The sequence below is a fragment of the Planococcus notacanthi genome, from assembly GCF_030407825.1.
In the GTDB taxonomy this organism is placed as follows: Bacteria; Bacillota; Bacilli; order Bacillales_A; family Planococcaceae; genus Planococcus; species Planococcus notacanthi.
The window spans coordinates 475,952-494,382 of record NZ_JASDCQ010000002.1; the positions used below are offsets into that span (position 1 = coordinate 475,952).

Annotated in this window: 24 protein-coding genes; 21 read left to right on the top strand and 3 right to left on the bottom strand. The window is 44.3% G+C overall.

The window, feature by feature from the left end:
* Nucleotide 1 precedes the first annotated feature (1 nt).
* The 11 genes from QMA01_RS09850 to QMA01_RS09900 all read left to right on the top strand — a co-directional run bounded on the left by QMA01_RS09850 (nt 2) and on the right by QMA01_RS09900 (nt 6,628).
* The gene (locus QMA01_RS09850) at nt 2–961 is read left to right on the top strand and encodes a carbohydrate kinase family protein (RefSeq protein ID WP_290183864.1); all 960 of its coding nucleotides are present in this window, start codon (nt 2–4) and stop codon (nt 959–961) included.
* On the top strand, nt 958–1,407 hold the full coding sequence (locus QMA01_RS09855; RefSeq protein WP_290183865.1) for an OsmC family protein: 450 nt from the start codon (nt 958–960) through the stop codon (nt 1,405–1,407). Before QMA01_RS09850 ends, QMA01_RS09855 begins: the two co-directional genes overlap by 4 nt.
* 128 nt (nt 1,408–1,535) lie before the next feature.
* A complete protein-coding gene (locus QMA01_RS09860) occupies nt 1,536–1,919 on the top strand; it encodes a DUF302 domain-containing protein (RefSeq protein ID WP_203338850.1) in 384 nt (127 codons plus the stop codon).
* 134 nt (nt 1,920–2,053) lie between these two features.
* On the top strand, nt 2,054–2,314 hold the full coding sequence (locus QMA01_RS09865) for a metal-sensitive transcriptional regulator (RefSeq protein WP_191714934.1): 261 nt from the start codon (nt 2,054–2,056) through the stop codon (nt 2,312–2,314).
* A gap of 141 nt (nt 2,315–2,455) precedes the next feature.
* Complete coding sequence (locus tag QMA01_RS09870; protein WP_290214878.1) at nt 2,456–2,938, top strand: DsrE/DsrF/DrsH-like family protein; 483 nt, start codon at nt 2,456–2,458, stop codon at nt 2,936–2,938.
* A 31-nt stretch (nt 2,939–2,969) separates the two neighbouring features.
* Nucleotides 2,970–3,335: a rhodanese-like domain-containing protein gene (locus tag QMA01_RS09875; protein WP_203338851.1), complete on the top strand. Its 366-nt coding sequence runs from the start codon at nt 2,970–2,972 to the stop codon at nt 3,333–3,335.
* A gap of 13 nt (nt 3,336–3,348) precedes the next feature.
* Nucleotides 3,349–3,645: a rhodanese-like domain-containing protein gene (locus tag QMA01_RS09880; RefSeq protein WP_203338852.1), complete on the top strand. Its 297-nt coding sequence runs from the start codon at nt 3,349–3,351 to the stop codon at nt 3,643–3,645.
* A gap of 42 nt (nt 3,646–3,687) precedes the next feature.
* Nucleotides 3,688–4,245, top strand: coding sequence for a sulfurtransferase TusA family protein (locus tag QMA01_RS09885; RefSeq protein WP_290214879.1), 558 nt, complete (start codon nt 3,688–3,690; stop codon nt 4,243–4,245).
* Between the two features lie 41 nt (nt 4,246–4,286).
* Nucleotides 4,287–5,414: an MBL fold metallo-hydrolase gene (locus tag QMA01_RS09890; RefSeq protein WP_290214880.1), complete on the top strand. Its 1,128-nt coding sequence runs from the start codon at nt 4,287–4,289 to the stop codon at nt 5,412–5,414.
* 150 nt (nt 5,415–5,564) lie between these two features.
* Nucleotides 5,565–5,792, top strand: a complete 228-nt coding sequence (locus tag QMA01_RS09895; protein WP_203338855.1) for a sulfurtransferase TusA family protein — start codon at nt 5,565–5,567, stop codon at nt 5,790–5,792.
* A gap of 59 nt (nt 5,793–5,851) precedes the next feature.
* A complete protein-coding gene (locus QMA01_RS09900) occupies nt 5,852–6,628 on the top strand; it encodes a sulfite exporter TauE/SafE family protein (protein ID WP_191714940.1) in 777 nt (258 codons plus the stop codon).
* Nucleotides 6,629–6,672: 44 nt separating this feature from the next.
* Here the strand turns inward: QMA01_RS09900 and QMA01_RS09905 are convergent, their stop codons facing one another.
* Nucleotides 6,673–7,347 (bottom strand): NAD(P)H-binding protein, encoded by a 675-nt coding sequence (locus QMA01_RS09905; protein WP_290214881.1) that lies wholly within the window; start codon nt 7,345–7,347, stop codon nt 6,673–6,675.
* Between the two features lie 137 nt (nt 7,348–7,484).
* Between QMA01_RS09905 and QMA01_RS09910 the strand changes: the two genes are divergently transcribed.
* The 3 genes from QMA01_RS09910 to QMA01_RS09920 all read left to right on the top strand — a co-directional run bounded on the left by QMA01_RS09910 (nt 7,485) and on the right by QMA01_RS09920 (nt 11,385).
* Nucleotides 7,485–9,593 (top strand): type IA DNA topoisomerase, encoded by a 2,109-nt coding sequence (locus QMA01_RS09910; RefSeq protein WP_290183867.1) that lies wholly within the window; start codon nt 7,485–7,487, stop codon nt 9,591–9,593.
* 116 nt (nt 9,594–9,709) lie between these two features.
* Nucleotides 9,710–10,915 carry a MalY/PatB family protein gene (locus QMA01_RS09915; protein ID WP_290214882.1) on the top strand — a complete coding sequence of 402 codons (1,206 nt, stop codon included), beginning with the start codon at nt 9,710–9,712 and terminating at the stop codon, nt 10,913–10,915.
* 275 nt (nt 10,916–11,190) lie between these two features.
* A complete protein-coding gene (locus QMA01_RS09920) occupies nt 11,191–11,385 on the top strand; it encodes a hypothetical protein (RefSeq protein ID WP_290214883.1) in 195 nt (64 codons plus the stop codon).
* Between the two features lie 128 nt (nt 11,386–11,513).
* Here the strand turns inward: QMA01_RS09920 and QMA01_RS09925 are convergent, their stop codons facing one another.
* Nucleotides 11,514–12,209 (bottom strand): Na-translocating system protein MpsC family protein, encoded by a 696-nt coding sequence (locus QMA01_RS09925; RefSeq protein WP_290214884.1) that lies wholly within the window; start codon nt 12,207–12,209, stop codon nt 11,514–11,516.
* A 303-nt stretch (nt 12,210–12,512) separates the two neighbouring features.
* On the opposite strand from QMA01_RS09925, the gene QMA01_RS09930 reads away from it, so the two are divergent.
* On the top strand, nt 12,513–13,022 hold the full coding sequence (locus QMA01_RS09930; RefSeq protein WP_290214885.1) for a DUF2243 domain-containing protein: 510 nt from the start codon (nt 12,513–12,515) through the stop codon (nt 13,020–13,022).
* Between the two features lie 69 nt (nt 13,023–13,091).
* Here QMA01_RS09930 and QMA01_RS09935 read toward each other — a convergent pair whose 3' ends face one another.
* Nucleotides 13,092–13,676: a protein-L-isoaspartate(D-aspartate) O-methyltransferase gene (locus tag QMA01_RS09935; RefSeq protein ID WP_290214886.1), complete on the bottom strand. Its 585-nt coding sequence runs from the start codon at nt 13,674–13,676 to the stop codon at nt 13,092–13,094.
* Nucleotides 13,677–13,849: 173 nt separating this feature from the next.
* On the opposite strand from QMA01_RS09935, the gene msrA reads away from it, so the two are divergent.
* From msrA to QMA01_RS09965, 6 genes are all read left to right on the top strand, one after another.
* Complete coding sequence (gene msrA / locus QMA01_RS09940; protein WP_290214887.1) at nt 13,850–14,515, top strand: peptide-methionine (S)-S-oxide reductase MsrA; 666 nt, start codon at nt 13,850–13,852, stop codon at nt 14,513–14,515.
* Between the two features lie 50 nt (nt 14,516–14,565).
* On the top strand, nt 14,566–15,264 hold the full coding sequence (locus tag QMA01_RS09945; protein ID WP_290214888.1) for an MgtC/SapB family protein: 699 nt from the start codon (nt 14,566–14,568) through the stop codon (nt 15,262–15,264).
* Between the two features lie 126 nt (nt 15,265–15,390).
* Complete coding sequence (locus tag QMA01_RS09950) at nt 15,391–15,585, top strand: PLDc N-terminal domain-containing protein (RefSeq protein WP_290214889.1); 195 nt, start codon at nt 15,391–15,393, stop codon at nt 15,583–15,585.
* Complete coding sequence (locus tag QMA01_RS09955; protein WP_290214890.1) at nt 15,582–16,463, top strand: ABC transporter ATP-binding protein; 882 nt, start codon at nt 15,582–15,584, stop codon at nt 16,461–16,463. The genes QMA01_RS09950 and QMA01_RS09955 overlap by 4 nt, the downstream gene beginning before the upstream one ends.
* Nucleotides 16,460–17,245, top strand: a complete 786-nt coding sequence (locus tag QMA01_RS09960; protein WP_290214891.1) for an ABC transporter permease subunit — start codon at nt 16,460–16,462, stop codon at nt 17,243–17,245. The genes QMA01_RS09955 and QMA01_RS09960 overlap by 4 nt, the downstream gene beginning before the upstream one ends.
* 279 nt (nt 17,246–17,524) lie before the next feature.
* Complete coding sequence (locus tag QMA01_RS09965; RefSeq protein ID WP_191714953.1) at nt 17,525–18,355, top strand: metallophosphoesterase; 831 nt, start codon at nt 17,525–17,527, stop codon at nt 18,353–18,355.
* The last annotated feature ends 76 nt before the right edge of the window (nt 18,356–18,431 follow it).

Sequence of the window (18,431 nt, forward strand, 5' to 3'; positions counted from 1 at the left end):
GATGGTAAAAACAAAGCACGTCCTGACATACGGAGATGCATTTGTGGATTATATCGCAGCGGATACTGATAATTCTTCGTTCAACCGCCATTTGGGTGGAGCGACAGTGAACGTGGCTGCAGGCATCAGCCGGTTAGGCCTGTCCTCGAGGTTTATCACCATAACAGGGGATGATGAGACATCGGCTTTTGTACGCAACGAACTATTGAAAGAAGGCGTGGATTTATCGCACGCTATTCAGGTGCCTGAAAAGCGGGTAAGCGGTGTTTATATCCACCTGACACCTGAATTTGACCGTGTGTTTGCAGATTATGTCAATGAAACGCCCGATCTTCAAGTTGGAGGACACGAACTGGAGAAAAAGGCTTTTGAAAAGGCCAGCATTTTTCATTTTTGTTCGGGAACCCTATTCCATCCCGAAGCGAGGGAGACGACCCGGAAAGCTCTGGAACTGTCAAAAGAACATGGTGTCCTATGTTCATATGATGTCAATATTCGTCCATTGCGCTGGGAAAGTGAAGAGCTTTGCCGTGAAACAGTTCTCGAATTTCTGCCATCAGCAGATATCGTCAAACTGACGACAGCAGAATTGGATTTCTTAATGGAAACTGAGTCTATGGAGGAAGGGCTTGAACGGTTGTCCGGTTTTGCTATTCCTTTGGTTTTTGTAACGGATGGTGAAAATGGGACGCATGCTGTTTTCCAGAATAAAGTTCATCATGTGCCGGTTGTTCCGGTACAGCCAGTGGACACTACGGGAGCAGGAGATGCTTTTATGGCAGGTGTCATCCGCCACGTCCATTTGCAAGGCTTGCCTGGTACGGAGCAGGAGGTCATTGCCTGTGCTGATTTCGGCAACAAATTGGGAGCGCTTTGTGCGACAAAGGCCGGTGCGTTGACGGCGATGCCGCGCATTGAAGAAATAGCAAAAATCACTAATCAAGGGAGTGGAGCGTTATGACATTGCATAGCTTTCATTTAAAAGCAGATTGGCCAGGTCTCCGCAATGATGTGGGAGACATTGAAGTCGGGGGGCTAAAAACCCAAATATCCATTCCGCCTGAAATGGATGGACCGGGAATTGGTACAAATCCAGATGAAATGCTGTTGGGCGCTGCCGCCACTTGTTACATTATTACACTTGCCGCAATGATGGAACGCAGCAAATTGGAAAAGCAGTCTCTGACGATGGAATCGGAAGGGATTGTTGAGGTGGAGAAAGGCGTCATCACGTACAAACGCATCATCCATAAACCACTTGTGGTCCTAAAAGCCGATGCTTCCGAAAAAGATTTGGCTTTGGCACAGAAACTGGCCGAAAAAGCTGAAAGCTCCTGCATGATTACACGGGCCATCAAAGGCAATGTAGAAATTGAATTGCAGGCTCAGATTACAACAGGCAACTGAATTTCGAGAAATCCTTCATCCTTTATAGATGAAGGATTTTGTTTTGGCTGCCTTTTGCTCCCATGTTTATAAGAATATATACCGGGTAGGGTACTTAGAGAGTGATACTAAAAAGGAGGAATAGGATTATGTTCAATTACACAGTGGATACATCAAAGACAGTCAATGAGGCGGTTGAAGCTTTAGAAGAGAATTTAAAAGCAGAGAAATTCGGGATTCTCTGGAACTTTGATTTAACTGCCAAGCTCCAGGAAAAAGGAGAAGATTTTGATACCCCCTACACTATTCTGGAGGTCTGCAACCCGAAAGAAGCGAACCGTGTGTTATCCGAAAACTTGATGATCGGCTATTTCCTGCCATGCAAAATCGTTGTCTATAAAGAAAGCGATGGAGTGAAAATCGGAATGCCGAAGCCTACTGCCCTAATCAGCATGGTGGAAGACGAGAACATCAAATCGATTGCTGAAGATATTGAAGAACGTCTGATTAAGTGTATCGATCAATCCGCATAAGGTGAGAGATGCAGTACAGCAACGTATTTCAGGGATTTTTTTATCGTGAACTAAAGTGTTGACTTCATACCCCAAGGGGTATAATATAAGGGTAAGAAAAGTATCCTTATATTATTTAGAGGAGGCATAAAAACATGAAATACGACAAACTTGTTGAGAATCGATTGAAAAGAATAGAAGGCCAACTTCGCGGTGTCATCAAAATGGTTGAAAATGATGGAGAATGCAGAGACGTAGTCATGCAACTGTCCGCGGTAAGAAGCGCAGTTGATCGCGCCATTGGTGTTATTGTCAGCGATAACCTGGAGACATGTGTACGCGAAAGCATCGAAAAAGGCGAAAGCACTGAAGGCATGGTAAAAGAAGCTGTCGACTTGCTAGTGAAAAGCAGATAAAGAAATTTTTGTTTGACTTTCAGAAAGACATGCTTTAATATACCCTATAGGGTATGAAAAAAGTGCGGCGCCACTATAAAACGTCATTTTTTTTCGAAATAAAATATACCCCCACGGGTAATTGAAAATGGAGGCAATAAAATGGTACAAGAACAAAAGAAGACGACAATCGTATTATTCAGCGGGGATTACGATAAGGCAATGGCAGCTTACATTATCGCCAACGGTGCTGCTGCATACGATCACGAAGTGACAATCTTCCATACATTTTGGGGATTGAATGCATTACGGAAAGAAAATCCGCCAGCGTTGAAAAAAGGGCGTCTGGAAACGATGTTTGCGAAAATGATGCCAAGAGGTGCAGATAAACTTGGTTTATCGAATATGCAGTTCGGCGGAATGGGACCTAAAATGATCAAGCAAGTCATGAAAAAGCACAATGCACTGACCTTGCCCCAATTAATTGAAATGGCAGAAGAACAGGACGTAAAAATGATCGCTTGTACGATGACGATGGACCTTCTTGGTTTGCAGAAAGAAGAACTATTGGATGGAGTCGAGTATGCAGGAGTCGCTGCTTATCTTGGAGATGCCGAAGACGGCAACGTCAACCTATTCATCTAATCGCATTAACAGCAGAAGGGAAAGGTGCAGCATGGAATGGATACTATGGGTTCTAATTGGAGCGGCAGCTCTTTGGATAGCTTACCGATTTACTTCACCGGCTAAAGGAATTCAGTCGATATCTACAGAAGAAATGAAAACGCAGCTTGGCAAGAAAGATAAGCAGTATATCGATGTTCGGACACCGGGAGAGTTCAAAGGGAACCACATTAAGGGTTTTAAGAACATCCCATTAAATGAGTTGCCAAAACGGATGAATGAACTGTCAAAAGAAAAAGAAGTACTGGTCATTTGCCAAAGCGGTATGCGCAGCAGCAAAGCCAGCCAATTATTGAAGAAGAACGGATTCACCACCATCACAAATATTAGAGGCGGTATGAGTAGCTACCGCGCATAAAGGAGAAATTATAATGAAAACAATGACAACTCAGCAAGTTCGGGAATTAGTGGAAAGCAAACAAACAATCAATTTGATTGATGTTCGGGAAACCAATGAAGTTGCAGCCGGGAAGATTCCAGGCGCTATCAATATTCCTTTGGGCTTACTGGAATTTCGGATGAATGAGCTCGATAAATCGAAAGAATACATCATGGTTTGCCGCTCAGGCGGACGCAGCGGACAAGCCACCAATTTCCTTGAAAACCATGGTTATAAAGTGACCAATATGGATGGCGGAATGCTGGATTGGAATGGCGAAACAAACTAAACGCCTGCTGAAGAACAGGCAAATTTCCAAGGAGGAATATAAATGGTACAAACTGATTTAATATTAGATGCAAAAGGGCTGGCATGCCCGATGCCGATCGTGAAAACAAAAAAGATGATGAAGACGATGGATTCAGGAAAAGTATTGGAAATCCTTGCAACAGATAAAGGTTCAACAGCTGATCTGCAAGCATGGGCAAAGAGTTCAGGCCATCAATATATCGGCACTGAAACCGAAGGGGATGTCTTACATCATTTCCTTCGCAAGGATGGAGCAGGAGCTCCGGAAGAAACCATCACTATTCCAGAAATTTCACTGGCTGATTTCACTCAAAAGGTGGAAGCTGATGAGCACATGACAATTTTGGATGTCCGTGAAAAAGATGAATTTGAAGAAGCCCATATTCCGGGAGCAATCCATATCCCTCTAGGCGAAGTTGAAGCACGAATGGATGAATTAGCCAAAGAAGATGCAATTTATATCATTTGCCATTCAGGCAGAAGAAGCGGCATTGCAGGAGATATGATGGCCAAAAATGGTTTTGGCACTTTATACAATGTAGTACCTGGTATGAGCAACTGGACAGGGAAGACAGAGTAAAAAAATTTAGAAAAATATATACCCCTGGAGGTAATTCTAATATGACTGTAAAAGCGATGAAAGCAAGTGAAGCAGCAAAAAAGATAGTGAATAACGAGCCATTTTTTATTTTGGATGTAAGAAATGGAGATGCCTTTGCAGATTGGAAAATTGAAGGCCGCAATGTTCAGTATTTGAATACTCCTTATTTCGATCTATTGGACGGCGTCGAAGAAGTGGTTTCAGAATTGCCGACAGATAGAGATATCCTGGTAGTCTGTGCAAAAGAAGGCTCTTCCGTCATGGTAGCAGAAATGCTGTCAGAGGAAGGCATCGACGTGGCCTATCTTGAAGGCGGAATGAAAGCCTGGAGTGAGCACCTGGAACCAGTGAAAGTCGGTGACTTGCAGGGTGGCGGAGAATTGTACCAATTTGTTCGTCTTGGCAAGGGATGTCTGTCTTATATGGCCATCTCTGAAGGCGAGGCAGCCGTTATCGATGCAACCCGCATGGCAGATATCTTCTTGGACTTCGCGCAGGAAAAAGGCGCAACGATCAAACATGTATTCGATACACATTTGCATGCGGATCATATTTCCGGTGGCCGTGCAATTGCAGCAGCAACAGGGGCAAGCTATTATTTGCCGCCTAAAGATGCAGAAGAAGTAGTGTTCGACTACACAGCTTTGGAGAATGGCTTGGAAGTGGCAATCGGAAGCTCGAAAATTGAAATTGAAGCGTTGTATTCACCGGGGCACACGATTGGATCTACATCATTCATCGTAGACCAACAATATTTGATGACAGGTGATATTTTATTCATCGACTCTATCGGCAGACCGGACCTTGCCGGCTTGGCTGACGACTGGGTTGGAGATTTAAGGGAATCATTATACACACGTTATCAGAAATTGGCGGATGAGCTCATTGTATTGCCTGCTCATTTCATGATCATCGAAGAATTGAACGAAGATGGCAGTGTCGCTAAAAAACTGGGCGATCTGTTCAAGGAAAACCACGGCTTGAATATCGCAGATGAGCAAGAATTTCGAGATATGGTTACCTTGAACTTGCCGCCGCAACCAAATGCTTATCAGGACATCCGCAAAACGAATATGGGAAAGATTACTCCTGACGAAGAAGTACAGCGTGAAATGGAAATCGGGCCAAACCGTTGTGCAGTTCGTTAAGCAACGATTTATGGCAATCGATATTCCGCAAAACAGCTGGCTTGCCTGGTGGCCTGTGTTGCTTTGCTTCATATTCAAGTGGCAGCTAAGCACCGAATCTTATAGAGAAAGAAACTTAACATTAAATAAAACCCAAAAGGAGAGATTTTGATGAACGCAGATAAAGTATTAGACGCAAAAGGGCTGGCATGCCCGATGCCGATCGTAAAAACAAGAAAAGAAATGAAGGAAATGGAAAGTGGGCAGGTTCTTGAAATCCTGGCAACCGACAAAGGCGCAAAGGCGGATCTGGTTGCATGGGCAAAATCAGGTGGACATGAGCTGCTGGATTCGCAGGAAAATGGCGATGTCTTTACATTCTGGATCAAGAAAGGCTAAGAGCCGGATTAAAGGGCATCGCCATGATGTCCTTTTCCCTTTTAGAGAGGTGAAAAGAAATGAGTCTGGACTTTATGATTGTCATTTTTCTCATTGGTTTTGTAGGTTCCTTCATCTCCGGAATGGTAGGAATCGGCGGTTCGATCATCAAGTATCCGATGCTGCTCTATATACCGGTGATGCTGGGCTTTACTGCATTCAGCGCACACGAAGTTTCGGGCATCAGTGCCATCCAAGTCTTTTTCGCGACCATTGCGGGGGTTTGGGCCTACCGTGGCAGCGGTTATTTAAATAAAACCTTAATCGCTTATATGGGGGGCGCCATTTTAGTGGGCAGTTTCATCGGCGGCTATGGTTCGACTTTGCTGTCTGAGCAGGCCATCAATATTGTCTATGCAGGATTGGCCACCATTGCAGTCGTGATGATGTTCATGCCGAAAAAAGGCGTCGATGACATCCCGCTTGACCAAGTGTCTTTCAATAAATGGCTGGCAGCAGGATTGGCGTTTATCGTCGGTATTGCCGCTGGAATTGTGGGGGCGGCTGGGGCCTTCATCCTTGTGCCTATCATGCTTGTTGTCTTAAAAATTCCAACTCGAATGACAATTGCGACGTCGCTTGCGATTACGTTTTTGTCATCCATTGGTTCGACAGTCGGCAAAATCGTTACGGATCAGATCCTTTATGGACCGGCAGCTGTCATGATTGTTGCAAGCATACTCGCAGCACCCCTTGGAGCGAAGCTGGGACAAAAAATGAACACCAAGTATCTACAGTGGATTTTGGCCTTGCTGATTTTAGGCACAGCCATTAAAATTTGGACAGATATCCTGTAATGCAAAAGAGAGGGCGCCCTTTAAAGGCGTCCTCTCTTTTTCGATCAGTCGATGCTTTTGGAACTTATTTTCTCGATTCGGTCCGATGGATAGGTATAATTGCCGGTCCGTTCGATTTGAGCCACTTCATACATAGCGAGCGCGACGTCCCTTGCTTCGACAGGTTTGTATTTCTTCATTTTCCCTATCAACAATTTGCTGATGGCGGGGCTTAAGACAGTTGCGGCTTTTTCGCCTAAGCGGAATTCCTGGCGATCGCCGAGCAATAAAGAAGGCTGGAAAATATGAAGAGCAGTCAAACCGATTTTCTTCAAACGCACTTGAAGTTGTCCCTTGGTGCGGCTGTAGAAGACTTTTGACTCCGCATCCGCTCCTAAAGCCGTAATGATCAGAAAGTTCTTCACCTGCTGTGACTTTGCCAATTCAGCCATCTTCAATGGATACTCATAATCGACTTTTTTGAATGCATCCTGTGAACCTGCTTTTTTAATGGTGGTGCCAAGGCAGCAATAGACATCATCCACATCAAAGTGATGGGCATAGTCGTCCAGGCTATCAAAATCTGTGGCCACTTGTTCTAATTTTTCATGGGTTATGTCCAGTGGACGGCGAACCAGAATTTTCACTTCTTTGTAATGAGGGCTGTCTAAAAGGATATGGAGCAATTCGTTACCGACCAGTCCGCTTGCACCTGCCAGTAAAGCAGTTTTGTTAGTCATAGTGAACGACTCCTTTTTCAATGTGTTCTTTCTGTTAGAACCTACTATACCCCAATTTGCATGGAATTGTCTTTTTGCTTTTATTCTTTGGCTGAAGCAGTACAATAAGAATAAGACCGAAGGGGAGGAAGAAGTGCATGAAACCAGTGATAGTCGCTGAAAAACCAAGCCAGGCCAAAGCCTATGCCGAAGCGTTCAAGAGCGTGAAACGCGATGGCTATATTGAAGTCGCTCCCGATGCGATTTTTCCGGAAGGCGCCTATATCACTTGGGGAATCGGACACCTTGTGGAACTGAAAGAACCGAAGGCCTATGATCCGAAATGGGCCAGATGGTCGCTGGCTGCGTTGCCGATTTTGCCGGATACCTACCAGTTTCAAGTGGCAAGAGGCAAAGCCCAGCAATTTGGCATCATCAAAAAATTAATTTTTCAAACCGATACGGTCATCAACGCTTGTGATGTTGACCGGGAAGGATCCAATATATTCTATAGCATCTACTACCAGACGGGTGCAAAAAATAAAAAGATTAAACGATTGTGGATCAACTCGCTGGAAGCTGATGAAGTACGGAAAGGTTTCCAGGAATTGCGCGATAACCAGCAGGACCTGCTATTGTACCAGGAAGCCAAAGCGCGTCAGATCAGTGATTGGCTGGTGGGGATGAACGGATCCCGCCTGTATTCCTTATTGCTTCAGGAAAAAGGAATACGTGAAGTATTTGCGATTGGGCGTGTCCAGACGCCGACTGTATTTCTGATCTATCAGCGGGAAAAAGAAATTGAAGCATTTGTGCCGGAGCCTTTCTATGAAATTGAAGGTGTATTCGATGCCGAAAAAGGCCGCTACAAAGGCAAGGCGAAGTTGCGGGCCAAAGAACGGAAAGAAGCGGAAGAGCTTTTGGCTAAACATACGATTGCTGCAAAAGAAGAAGGCGTTGTCACACAGGTGAAAACCACGGAAAAGCGTACACCGCCGCCACAGCTCCATTCTTTATCAACGTTGCAGGCAGCAGCCAACCGGAAGTGGAAATACAGTCCGGCGAAGGTATTGTCTGTCATGCAGGGCCTATACGAAAAAAAACTTGTCAGTTACCCAAGAACCGATACCCAGCATATTACGCCGGGCGAGTTCAGCTATTTGGCAGGGCAAGTTGAAAAGTATCAGAAGCTGATTGATATGCCTTTTCCGATCGCCTCCAAAGCACCGAAAAAGCGTTTTGTGGACAGCTCCAAAGTCCAGGAGCATTATGCCATCATTCCAACGAAAACCATACCGACAGCCAGAAAACTGGAAGGATTGGCGAAAGACGAACGCAATCTGTATGAAGAAGTTCTGCGGACGACGTTAGCGATGTTCCATAAAGATTACCGCTATGCTGAAACAAAAGTGACAACGGATGTTAAAGGGCTGGCATTTTTCACAACCGGCAAAACCGAACTCGAAAAAGGGTGGAAAGAGCTTTTCCCTCCTGCCAAAGAAGCAAAGGCAGAACCGTCTTTGCCCGAACTGAGGGAACAGGAACGGGTGAAAAGCAAAGTTGATATAAAAGAAGGCATGACAATGCCGCCAAAGCCTTATACAGAAGGCCAATTGATTGCCATGATGAAAACTTGCGGAAAATTTGTAGAGGATGTCGAAGATACGGAGATCCTTAAAGAAATTGAAGGGTTGGGAACGGAAGCGACAAGAAGCGGAATCATTGAAACGATCAAGCGGCATGAATATATTTCGGTCTCTAAAAATATCGTTTCAATTACGGAAAAAGGTCGAATCCTATGCCAGTCTATTGAAGGAAATTTATTGTCCAGTCCGTCGATGACTGCGAAATGGGAGACGTATTTAAAGAAAATCGGCAGAGGCGAAGGGTCAGCTGAAGTTTTTCTGGCCACCATCGGCAAATTTATCCAGAAATTGCTTGATGAAGTGCCAGGGCAAATGCAGAAAAACGGGTTGCCGGCACAGCTGGCGATGCCGAACGCCAAAGACGAAATTGCCCCTTGCCCAAGATGCAAAACAGGCATGATCGTCTCGAGAAGAGGCTCTTACAACTGCACGGAACACGCCAATGGATGCAAGCAATCGTTTCCAGCAATTTTCCTGAAGAAACGATTGACCGCTAAACAGATTGAATATCTATGCACGAAAGGCAAGACGCCGGTCATTAAAGGTTTTGTTTCAAAAAATGGCAAAAAGTTCAACGCCAAGCTGGTGTTGGAAGACGGTAAATTGAAAATGGAGTTTTAAGCAGGCAAGCGGATTTGCGAAAGGGCCAAAAGCCTGATTGGTTGCAATGGTTCCAGTCTTTCTTTGATAATGAAAGTGAAGATAAAGCACAATGTCCAGAGGAAAGGGAGTTTCGCATGAAGTATAATTTTGATGAAATCGTCAACAGAAGAGGCACTTATTCCATGAAGTGGGATGGAGGAGAGCTGATCAAACAATTCGGGCTTACAGAAAGATATGACGAAGACACCATTCCGTTGTTCACCGCTGATATGGATTTGCCGGTTCCCCAGCCATTGGTGGAGGCATTGCATAAAACAGTAGATCATCGAATCTACGGTTACTCTGTCTTTCCGGATGAATACTTTGAGGCCATCCAATCCTGGCTGAAGAAACGGCATGGCTGGAAAGTCGAAAAAGAACAAATCGTCTATAGTCCGGGAACTGTGCACGCGTTGAATATTGCGGTTAAGGCATTTACAAATGTGGAAGACGGCATCATCATCCAACGTCCTGTTTATCCTCCGTTCACTTCGGTGATTGAAGGAAACGGCCGGAAAGTAGTCAATAACGCATTGAAACAAGAAGCTGATGGCTATTATTCCATCGATTTCGAGGATTTTGAAGCCAAAGCAAATGATGACCATACGACAATGTTTATTCTCTGCAATCCACATAATCCTACAGGCAGACTGTTTAATGAAGAAGAGTTGAAAAAAATGGCGGCCATCTGCCATGAAAATAATGTATTGATTGTAGCGGATGAAATCCACGGAGACTTGCTGCGCCGTGGCAAGGAATTTATTCCGATGGCAAAAATAGCTGACCATACGGACCATATCATCACCTGTACCGCCATCAATAAAACATTCAATGTAGCGGGACTGCACTGCACCAACGTCATTATTTCCGATGAAGAGCTGCGGACTAAATTCGCTACTGAAATGGGCATGCAATTAGCGTCTCCATTCGCCATCTCCGCTTTGATTGCGGTTTACAACGAAGGTGAAGATTGGCTTGAGCAGTTGAAAGACTATGTCGATGGGACAATGGCATATATCAAGGAGTTTTTAGCTGAAAAGATGCCTGAAGTGAAAGTGGCCATTCCGGAAGGCACGTACATCATGTGGCTGGATTTCAGCGGCTATGGCATTTCAGCGAAAGAAATTCACGACCGCATCTACAATAAAGCCAATGTTTTATTGGAAGACGGCAGTATGTTTGGTGAAGAAGGGGAATTCTATCAACGAATCTGTACGCCTTCCCCGCGGCCGCTCATTCAAGAAGCATTGGAAAGAATCGCTAAAGAATTCGAAGACCTATCCGGAAAAGGCAACAAATAAAACGGATTTCTGAATTTACACTCAATTGAATATGCTGATAACTTTACCTTGGATAAGAAGCCTAGTATAATAAAAACACTTGGAAAACAAATAGTGTTTCCGACTTTGCACACAATTTCTCTGCCCATTCTATTGCTTACTTACACATTTGGTAATTTCATATGATGGTTAAATATTTCAGACAATAGAGCTGATATAAAAGCCGAAAAGAATCCTTTGAAAAAGGGGGTTCTTTTCGGCTTTTTCTATTTCTGAAAAAGAAAGGAATGAATGGTATGTATTATTTCATTGACCATAAGAAAAAGCAGATTCACCAACGGCAATTTGCCGGCGATCGTTGTGGTTTCTTAGAAACACCTGTGGAAAAAAGAGAATTTACGGATGAGGTCGAATATATTGAGCAGCTGGAAGAAAAAAACTCTTATGAATTTTGCCCCTATTGCCAATCAGCTCAAACCATCAGCAGCTAGAAATAATTTTTAGAGAGCCAAAGTTGCTGTGCCAGCTGGTCAGGCTCCTTATAAAAAAAGACTATAGACAGCTCGAACCCTTCGAGTTTGTCTCTAGTCAGCAAAGCCGGCTGAACAGCTGGCTTTTTTTATTTAGGCGTTTCCAGCAACAGCACAATATACCCTTTATCCGTTATGAAATTCCAGTCAAGGAATACCTCCATAATGGGTTGCCCTAAGATGGCTTCAATCTGGGTCTGCAAAATCAATCGGCGTTCCAACGGCCGCTTAACCAATTTCAATTCTTCAATAAAGCCGCCTTTGATCAGCTCTTTTTCGATTTCCACAAAAATTCCCGAGCGCTCAATTAATAATGTTCGCTTATTCAACCAATACAGTTCAGTGGACTCAGGTGTTTTTTGTGCTTTACGGCTGGCTTCCATGACTTCCTCACGAATATTCTCCACTTGAATGTCCGAATCCCATTCAAAATCAGCTGCAGGCGTCTTATCAGGCATAATCGCCAAAATCATGCCTGTTTGATCATCTAAATTCCAGTCTGCATAGACATCTTCAATATCGATTTTGCCGATCTTCCATAATTCCAATTTGATATCGGAGACCAGTTGATTCATCAGAAGGTCACGTGTTTCCAACACTCTTCGGTGCTCTTGCTGCTTCATTAGGATCTTTTCAGTGGGAGCCAAAAATCCACGAAGATGTATGGTAATAAAAGGAGGCTTGACTGTTACGAAGACTGATGTTGGGCCTTTTCCAAAATGATCACGCAGCAAAGTGGAAATATAACTGCCGACTTCAGTGTGGATTGTTTTTTCATTTGGCATAATCTGCTCTCCTTTTAATCGTAGGTAAGACCGAGTTGGCCCTGGCGGTTAATTGGTTTCATTATACGGGATTCATCAGATTTATTAAAGAAATCGGATAGCAATAGCGGAATTACGCTGAATTTGATTGTGTGACAAGCTGATATAAAGAGTGTAGATTTTTTGGTCTTATTGGCTCATGATTTTGGTTTTCTTATTGCGGTGATTGTTTTAGGCCTACAGAATAAGGGTATTATTTGGAAAAAGCTGAAATCTATGCTTATGAGTTCTCAAAAAGCCGATTTAATGAGAAAGGAGGATTCCATGCCTTCAACTACAGTCAAAACCACTGACTACACAAAGGAAAAAAACCGGAGAGTCCATGCCAAAAGAAACGTTTGGTCAGGCTTCCTGTTTGGAGTCGGATTGGTGGCTTTCATTGATGAAACGGTCTTTCACCAATTACTGCATTGGCACCATTTTTACGATAAGTCTACAAGCGATGCCGGATTGGTATCAGATGGTTTTTTTCACGCCTTCAGCTGGTTTGCGACCGTAGCTTCCTTATTTCTCCTTGCTGATCTTCAGCGCCGCAAAGCCTGGTGGCCCAAGCGCTGGCTAGGGGGAATGCTGATCGGTGCTGGAGCCTTTCAGCTTTATGACGGTATTGTCCACCACAAATTATTGGAGCTCCATCAAATTCGCTATGGGGTGGAGTTGTTGCCCTATGACCTTGTATGGAATATAACAGCAGTAGTCATACTGGCCTTAGGGATATTTTTGCTTTATAGAACACCCAATACGCCAGTAAAGTCGAATGGCAGCAGAGAATAGAGTCGACGCAATGAATGGATAGGATAAAGAAGCGCTTCACATGAAAGAACTCGATGTGAAACGCATTTTTTATTTTTCATATTTGCCTTTTAAAGGAACGAATAACACTTCGTTCAGTAGCGTTGTGTGGGTTTTGCCCTGGTCATCTTTTTCAATCAACCGCAATTCCTGGCTGAAAGAACTTCCGACAGGAATGACCATTTTCCCGCCGATTTCCAATTGTTCCAGGAGCTCTTTTGGCACTTCTGCAGCGGCAGCTGTCACCATAATCCGGTCATAGGGAGCGAACTCTTTCCAACCTTCACTGCCATCCCCCAATTTAAAATGGATATTTTGGAAGTTCAATTGGGCCAACCGTTCTTTTGCGCGAGCATGCAGTTCTTCGATTCGTTCGATGGTATAGACGGATTCTGAGAAAGCGGCAAGCAGAGCAGTCTGAAAACCTGACCCTGTGCCCAGCTCTAAAACTTTCTGTTCTGGATGAAGATCAAGCGCCAGCGTCATTTCGAGAACCAGAGACGGCTGTGAAATCGTTTGTTCAAATCCAATAGGCAGGGCTTGGTCAAATACGGCCAGGTCTTTATTGGAGTCCATGAAAAAGCTGCGGTCCATTTGCTTAAAGTAAGAAATGATTTCCTTTCTTTGGCTTTTCATCGCGTATCCCCGCTTTCTTTTGCTATTGTTCTCTTATTTGAGTACGTATGCCATGCATTTTCGAATAGGTCTTGTTACATTGATTTTAAAGGATGTAACTAACGACTGTATAGTATTTGCTCTGCGCTTTCTTGTGCAGCGGCAGAAGAACCAGAAGGGTGGGTGCTCAGCCAATGGACATTGAAACAATCGAAAAAGGCCTTTATCAAAACGGGGGACAGTTGGAGCTGGCCACTTTTGGAATGGGTTGCTTCTGGGGGCCGGAAGCCCGATTCGGCAGTTTGCCTGGAGTTATACGCACCCGTGTCGGTTTTGCAGGCGGCCACACAGCCTCGCCTACATACCGGGAAATAGGTGACCATACAGAAACCGTCCAAATTGAATTTGATCCTTCCATCATCAGCTATACGGAGGTACTTAAAGAATTTTGGCAAAACCATTACCCGAATAGGGACAATTATAAAGGAAGACAGTATATTTCATTGCTTCATTACCATACAGAACAGCAGCACAGACTAATTGCCGAAGCCAAAAAAGAAATGGAAGGTCAGTTGAGGGAGACGGTCGAGACGGAAATTTCACCTTTTACTGAGTTCACCACAGCTGAAGAACGCCATCAAAAATATTATTTGAAACGATATCCCAAGGCTTTGGAACAATTGTCAGGGCTGTATCAGGACCAAGAACTGCTGAGAGATTCAACTTTTGCCGCACGGCTGAACGGTTTTGTGAAAGGTTACGGAACAAAAAAAGGTGTAATCGAAGAGCTGGAAAAATGGAACATCGGAAGAGCCGAGAAGCTGTTTTTAATCGATCTCTTTTCAAAGATGAAGTGGTAAGCCGAAAAGGGAGTTCATGCCCCAGCTCTGTCTGACAAGTCAGGAGGGATATGATGAACTTGCTGCCGACAGATTATATGGAGATTGTGACCCGTTTGCTGGCTGCAGCTTTTTTTAGTGGCTTGATTGGCATTGAAAGGGAAGCGAAAAACCAGCCAGCGGGACTTCGGACACATTTATTGGTCGGGATTGGTTCATGTCTGATGATGATTTTGTCGATAACCGGCTTCGATTCCTTTCTCAACAGCGACAACAGTGCAATCCGTTTTGACCCTGCCCGGATTCCTTCCTATGTCATCAGTGGCATCGGTTTCCTGGGAGCGGGCACCATTATCGTCCATCGGGGGTCTGTCAGAGGGCTGACGACTGCTGCTTCTGTCTGGGTGGCATCGGGCATTGGATTGACCATTGGCGCAGGAATGTACTATTCAGCAGTGCTGGCCACGGTTATTGTCTTACTGACTTTGTATGTCCTGTATCATATCGAAAACAAGTTTTTTAAAAATCGGCTGCAGAAGAATGTTGCGGTAACAGCTGAAGATCGGGAAAACCTGTTTTCAGAGTTGGTTGCCGTTTTTGAAGAATCAAAAATAGACATCCATGAATTCCAGATTGAAAATGCCGTATCATATGGCGGTAACAGCTTTTCTACCTATAATTTCACAGTCAGCGAAAGCAAAATCAGCAATGAAATCAATTTAGTCAAGAAATTGCAGGAAATTGATGGAGTAACCAAGATCATGATGTAGAATAAAAGGAAAAGACCGAACGATTACCAGCTTCGGTTTTTTCGTGTTTTCAATAAAACCAACATCAGCAAACGGAATTCATCATGAAAAGTTGTTTTTATCAATACGAATATGAGGAGAAAAAACATGGACCAAACAACAATGCTTTTGGCTTTACTGCCGATATTTGTCATTCAAATCGGCTTGATGATTTTCGCTTTAGTGGATTTAATCAAAAACCCAAATCCAAACGGTCCAAAATGGATGTGGGGCATCATTATTGTCATCGTTAATATTATTGGGCCAATTGTATATTTTGTTGTCGGGAGGAGAAATTATTGAGCTTAATGGAAGTCAACAATCTAACAAAGCAGTATGGACAGGAACTTGCAGTGGAAAATCTTTCTTTCGGGTTGGAAAAAGGTACAGCGACGGCTTTGATTGGACCCAATGGTGCAGGCAAGACGACAACGCTGTCCATGTTGGCCGATTTATTATCTCCTTCGAGCGGTACAATCAGTTTGGCCGATGGTCTGACAGTCGGCTTTCTGCCACAGTATCCGCAATTTTTCCCGTGGCTGACAGCGTTGGAATTCACTGAGATGGCTGCCAGATTAAGTGGAGTCGATACAAAGAAAGCAAGGCTGCAGGCAATGCGTACATTGGAATTTGTCGGGCTTGAAGGAGCCATGCGCAAAAATATCGGTGCTTTTTCCGGTGGGATGAAACAGCGATTGGGCTTGGCGCAAGCGATTGTCCATGACCCTAAACTTCTTTTGTTGGATGAACCGATTTCAGCACTTGATCCCACCGGCCGCCGGGAAATCATGGATTTACTGAAATCACTGCAGCAAGACACGACAATTTTGTATTCTACCCACATTTTGAACGATGCAGAAGAAATGACAGATCAACTGCTGTTTATGAAAGACGGACGCTTAATCGAACATGGATCATTGGACGAAGTCAAAAGCCGGCATGCCAATCTCCGCATCCGGATCCGGTTCCACAATCCTGCCGAGGCTATGAAGTTTGCGGAGGAACATCCTTGGAAAACGTACGTTTCAGCAGATTCTGTTTATCTCTCTGTCGATGAAGAAGGACCCGGCATGCAACAGGTGCTCTACACCTTATCTTCAGAAAAACAGGATATCTTAGGAGTGGAATTTCAAACAGCTTCTTTGGAAGAAATCTTTTTGAAGGTGGTTGCTGGCCAATGAAGCAGTTCGGTATTTTATTGCAAAAAGAATGGCGAGAAAATGTGCGGAATTATAAAATTTTCTGGATCCCTTGTGTTTTTATTCTGCTGGGTATCACTGAGCCTGTCGTGAATTACTTTATGCCTCAGATTTTAGAGGCATCCGGAGGTTTACCCGAAGGGGCGGTATTTGAATTTCCCACCCCATCTCCTGCTCAGATTTTAATGGCTGTCATGGAACAATTCCAAACAATCGGTATAGTTGTGCTGATTTTGGCTTATATGGGAACAATCGCTGGGGAGCGGAAAAGCGGAACAGCGACTTTGCTGTACGTCCGTCCGTTGTCTTTTCTGTCCTATTTTTTAAGTAAATGGACAATGGCAGCAGCCATCTCTCTAATCAGTCTGTGGCTTGGATTTTTAGCTGGGTATTACTATACGTTATTGTTTTTTGAAGAGCTTGAATTTAGCGCTCTTCTTCAAATGGTGGGATCCTACAGCATCTGGATTTTGCTGATTCTTACACTTACACTGGCTGCCAGCGCTATTTTGCCAAATGGTGGACTGGCAGCGGCTGCAGCATTTGCGGTATACCTGCTCGTTCAGTTGGCGGATGGATTGCTGGGAGCAAATTGGACGATTTCCCCAATGAAACTGCCTGGATATGCAGCAGCTTGGTTAACCGGAAATCCCCGTCTCAGCGAATTTGTTGGAGCGATTGGACTTGCTTTACTGGCCATTATAGGATTGATTGTTTTAGGCAGCTGGGCTGCTTGGAAAAATAAAGCGAAAACCAAAGTTTGATCAGCTGCTTCACGCGCGCAAGTGGACGCCGGGACTGAAAAAATGCGACAATGGAGAGCGCGTATCTTTTATGGGGATTTCCATTCCTATGCAATACTTATAAAAGTTGCTGAACTTCGGAAATTTGAAGTTGCCGAACCGGAAAAAAACGGCGGCATAAGTAAGCCTGAAACGTGGATTATCAGGATCTGCCGTTAATTAAGCCAGAGAAGAAAGAACAGATTAGTGGGCTGCGCAGACACAATCGACTTAAACAGAATCGAATAGAGGTTAAGTTTTATGAAGAAACTCGCAGTATTTTTACTGCTCATATTATTAGTATGGGGCTTATTTTGGGGCAGCAACCACTGGGTGCAAACAACAGAGTATACAGTAGCCTCCCAAGAACTGCCGCAAGCCTTTGATGGATCGAGAATTGTTCAGGTGTCGGATCTGCACGACGCCACATTCGGAAAAAACCAATCATCCTTGATTGAAAAGGTAAAGGCGGCCAATCCGGATGCCATCTTTTTGACTGGAGACCTCGTTGACAGCAACCGCTACGACTTGGATTCCAGTCTAGTGTTAGTGGATGCCCTGATAGAAATGAGTGAAGTTTATTACGTTACCGGAAACCATGAAGTGGCCTCCAATAAAGTCGATGAAATTTTAGGGGCCCTGCAGGAACGTGGTGTGACAGTCCTGGAAAATGATTCGGTTGAATGGGTGAAAGACGGAGAGTCGGTCCAAATTGCAGGAATCGATGATCCATTGATGGTGCCGGACATTCATGAAGAAGAAGTTACAGAGCAAAGCCTTGCAACTGCTCGGCTTACAGAAGATTTCACACTTCTGCTGGCACATCGACCGGAATACCTGCCGATTTATGCCGATTACGGTGTGGATTTGGTCTTTTCCGGACATGCCCATGGCGGCCAGGTCCGTATACCCGGGATTGGCGGCTTGATTGCACCAGGTCAAGGCTGGTTTCCGAAAGTGACGGAAGGTATCTTTGAAGTGGACCAGTCACAAATGGTTGTAAGCCGAGGGCTGGGCAATAGCACGTTTCCCGTGCGCATTTTCAATTTGCCGGAAATTGTTGTCGTGACATTGGAAAAAGGAAACAGCTAAAGTCGGCATATAGGATTCAGCGAACCCGTTATTCGTCTGTTTTTAAAATAGTGGATGGACAGCGAATGTAAATAAG

Coding starts and splice junctions, on each gene's coding strand:
- QMA01_RS09850 (WP_290183864.1), top strand. CDS start 2: ATGGTAAAAACAAAGCACGTCCTGACATACGGAGATGCATTTGTGGAT.
- QMA01_RS09855 (WP_290183865.1), top strand. CDS start 958: ATGACATTGCATAGCTTTCATTTAAAAGCAGATTGGCCAGGTCTCCGC.
- QMA01_RS09860 (WP_203338850.1), top strand. CDS start 1,536: ATGTTCAATTACACAGTGGATACATCAAAGACAGTCAATGAGGCGGTT.
- QMA01_RS09865 (WP_191714934.1), top strand. CDS start 2,054: ATGAAATACGACAAACTTGTTGAGAATCGATTGAAAAGAATAGAAGGC.
- QMA01_RS09870 (WP_290214878.1), top strand. CDS start 2,456: ATGGTACAAGAACAAAAGAAGACGACAATCGTATTATTCAGCGGGGAT.
- QMA01_RS09875 (WP_203338851.1), top strand. CDS start 2,970: ATGGAATGGATACTATGGGTTCTAATTGGAGCGGCAGCTCTTTGGATA.
- QMA01_RS09880 (WP_203338852.1), top strand. CDS start 3,349: ATGAAAACAATGACAACTCAGCAAGTTCGGGAATTAGTGGAAAGCAAA.
- QMA01_RS09885 (WP_290214879.1), top strand. CDS start 3,688: ATGGTACAAACTGATTTAATATTAGATGCAAAAGGGCTGGCATGCCCG.
- QMA01_RS09890 (WP_290214880.1), top strand. CDS start 4,287: ATGACTGTAAAAGCGATGAAAGCAAGTGAAGCAGCAAAAAAGATAGTG.
- QMA01_RS09895 (WP_203338855.1), top strand. CDS start 5,565: ATGAACGCAGATAAAGTATTAGACGCAAAAGGGCTGGCATGCCCGATG.
- QMA01_RS09900 (WP_191714940.1), top strand. CDS start 5,852: ATGAGTCTGGACTTTATGATTGTCATTTTTCTCATTGGTTTTGTAGGT.
- QMA01_RS09905 (WP_290214881.1), bottom strand. CDS start 7,347: ATGACTAACAAAACTGCTTTACTGGCAGGTGCAAGCGGACTGGTCGGT.
- QMA01_RS09910 (WP_290183867.1), top strand. CDS start 7,485: ATGAAACCAGTGATAGTCGCTGAAAAACCAAGCCAGGCCAAAGCCTAT.
- QMA01_RS09915 (WP_290214882.1), top strand. CDS start 9,710: ATGAAGTATAATTTTGATGAAATCGTCAACAGAAGAGGCACTTATTCC.
- QMA01_RS09920 (WP_290214883.1), top strand. CDS start 11,191: ATGTATTATTTCATTGACCATAAGAAAAAGCAGATTCACCAACGGCAA.
- QMA01_RS09925 (WP_290214884.1), bottom strand. CDS start 12,209: ATGCCAAATGAAAAAACAATCCACACTGAAGTCGGCAGTTATATTTCC.
- QMA01_RS09930 (WP_290214885.1), top strand. CDS start 12,513: ATGCCTTCAACTACAGTCAAAACCACTGACTACACAAAGGAAAAAAAC.
- QMA01_RS09935 (WP_290214886.1), bottom strand. CDS start 13,676: ATGAAAAGCCAAAGAAAGGAAATCATTTCTTACTTTAAGCAAATGGAC.
- msrA (WP_290214887.1), top strand. CDS start 13,850: ATGGACATTGAAACAATCGAAAAAGGCCTTTATCAAAACGGGGGACAG.
- QMA01_RS09945 (WP_290214888.1), top strand. CDS start 14,566: ATGATGAACTTGCTGCCGACAGATTATATGGAGATTGTGACCCGTTTG.
- QMA01_RS09950 (WP_290214889.1), top strand. CDS start 15,391: ATGGACCAAACAACAATGCTTTTGGCTTTACTGCCGATATTTGTCATT.
- QMA01_RS09960 (WP_290214891.1), top strand. CDS start 16,460: ATGAAGCAGTTCGGTATTTTATTGCAAAAAGAATGGCGAGAAAATGTG.
- QMA01_RS09965 (WP_191714953.1), top strand. CDS start 17,525: ATGAAGAAACTCGCAGTATTTTTACTGCTCATATTATTAGTATGGGGC.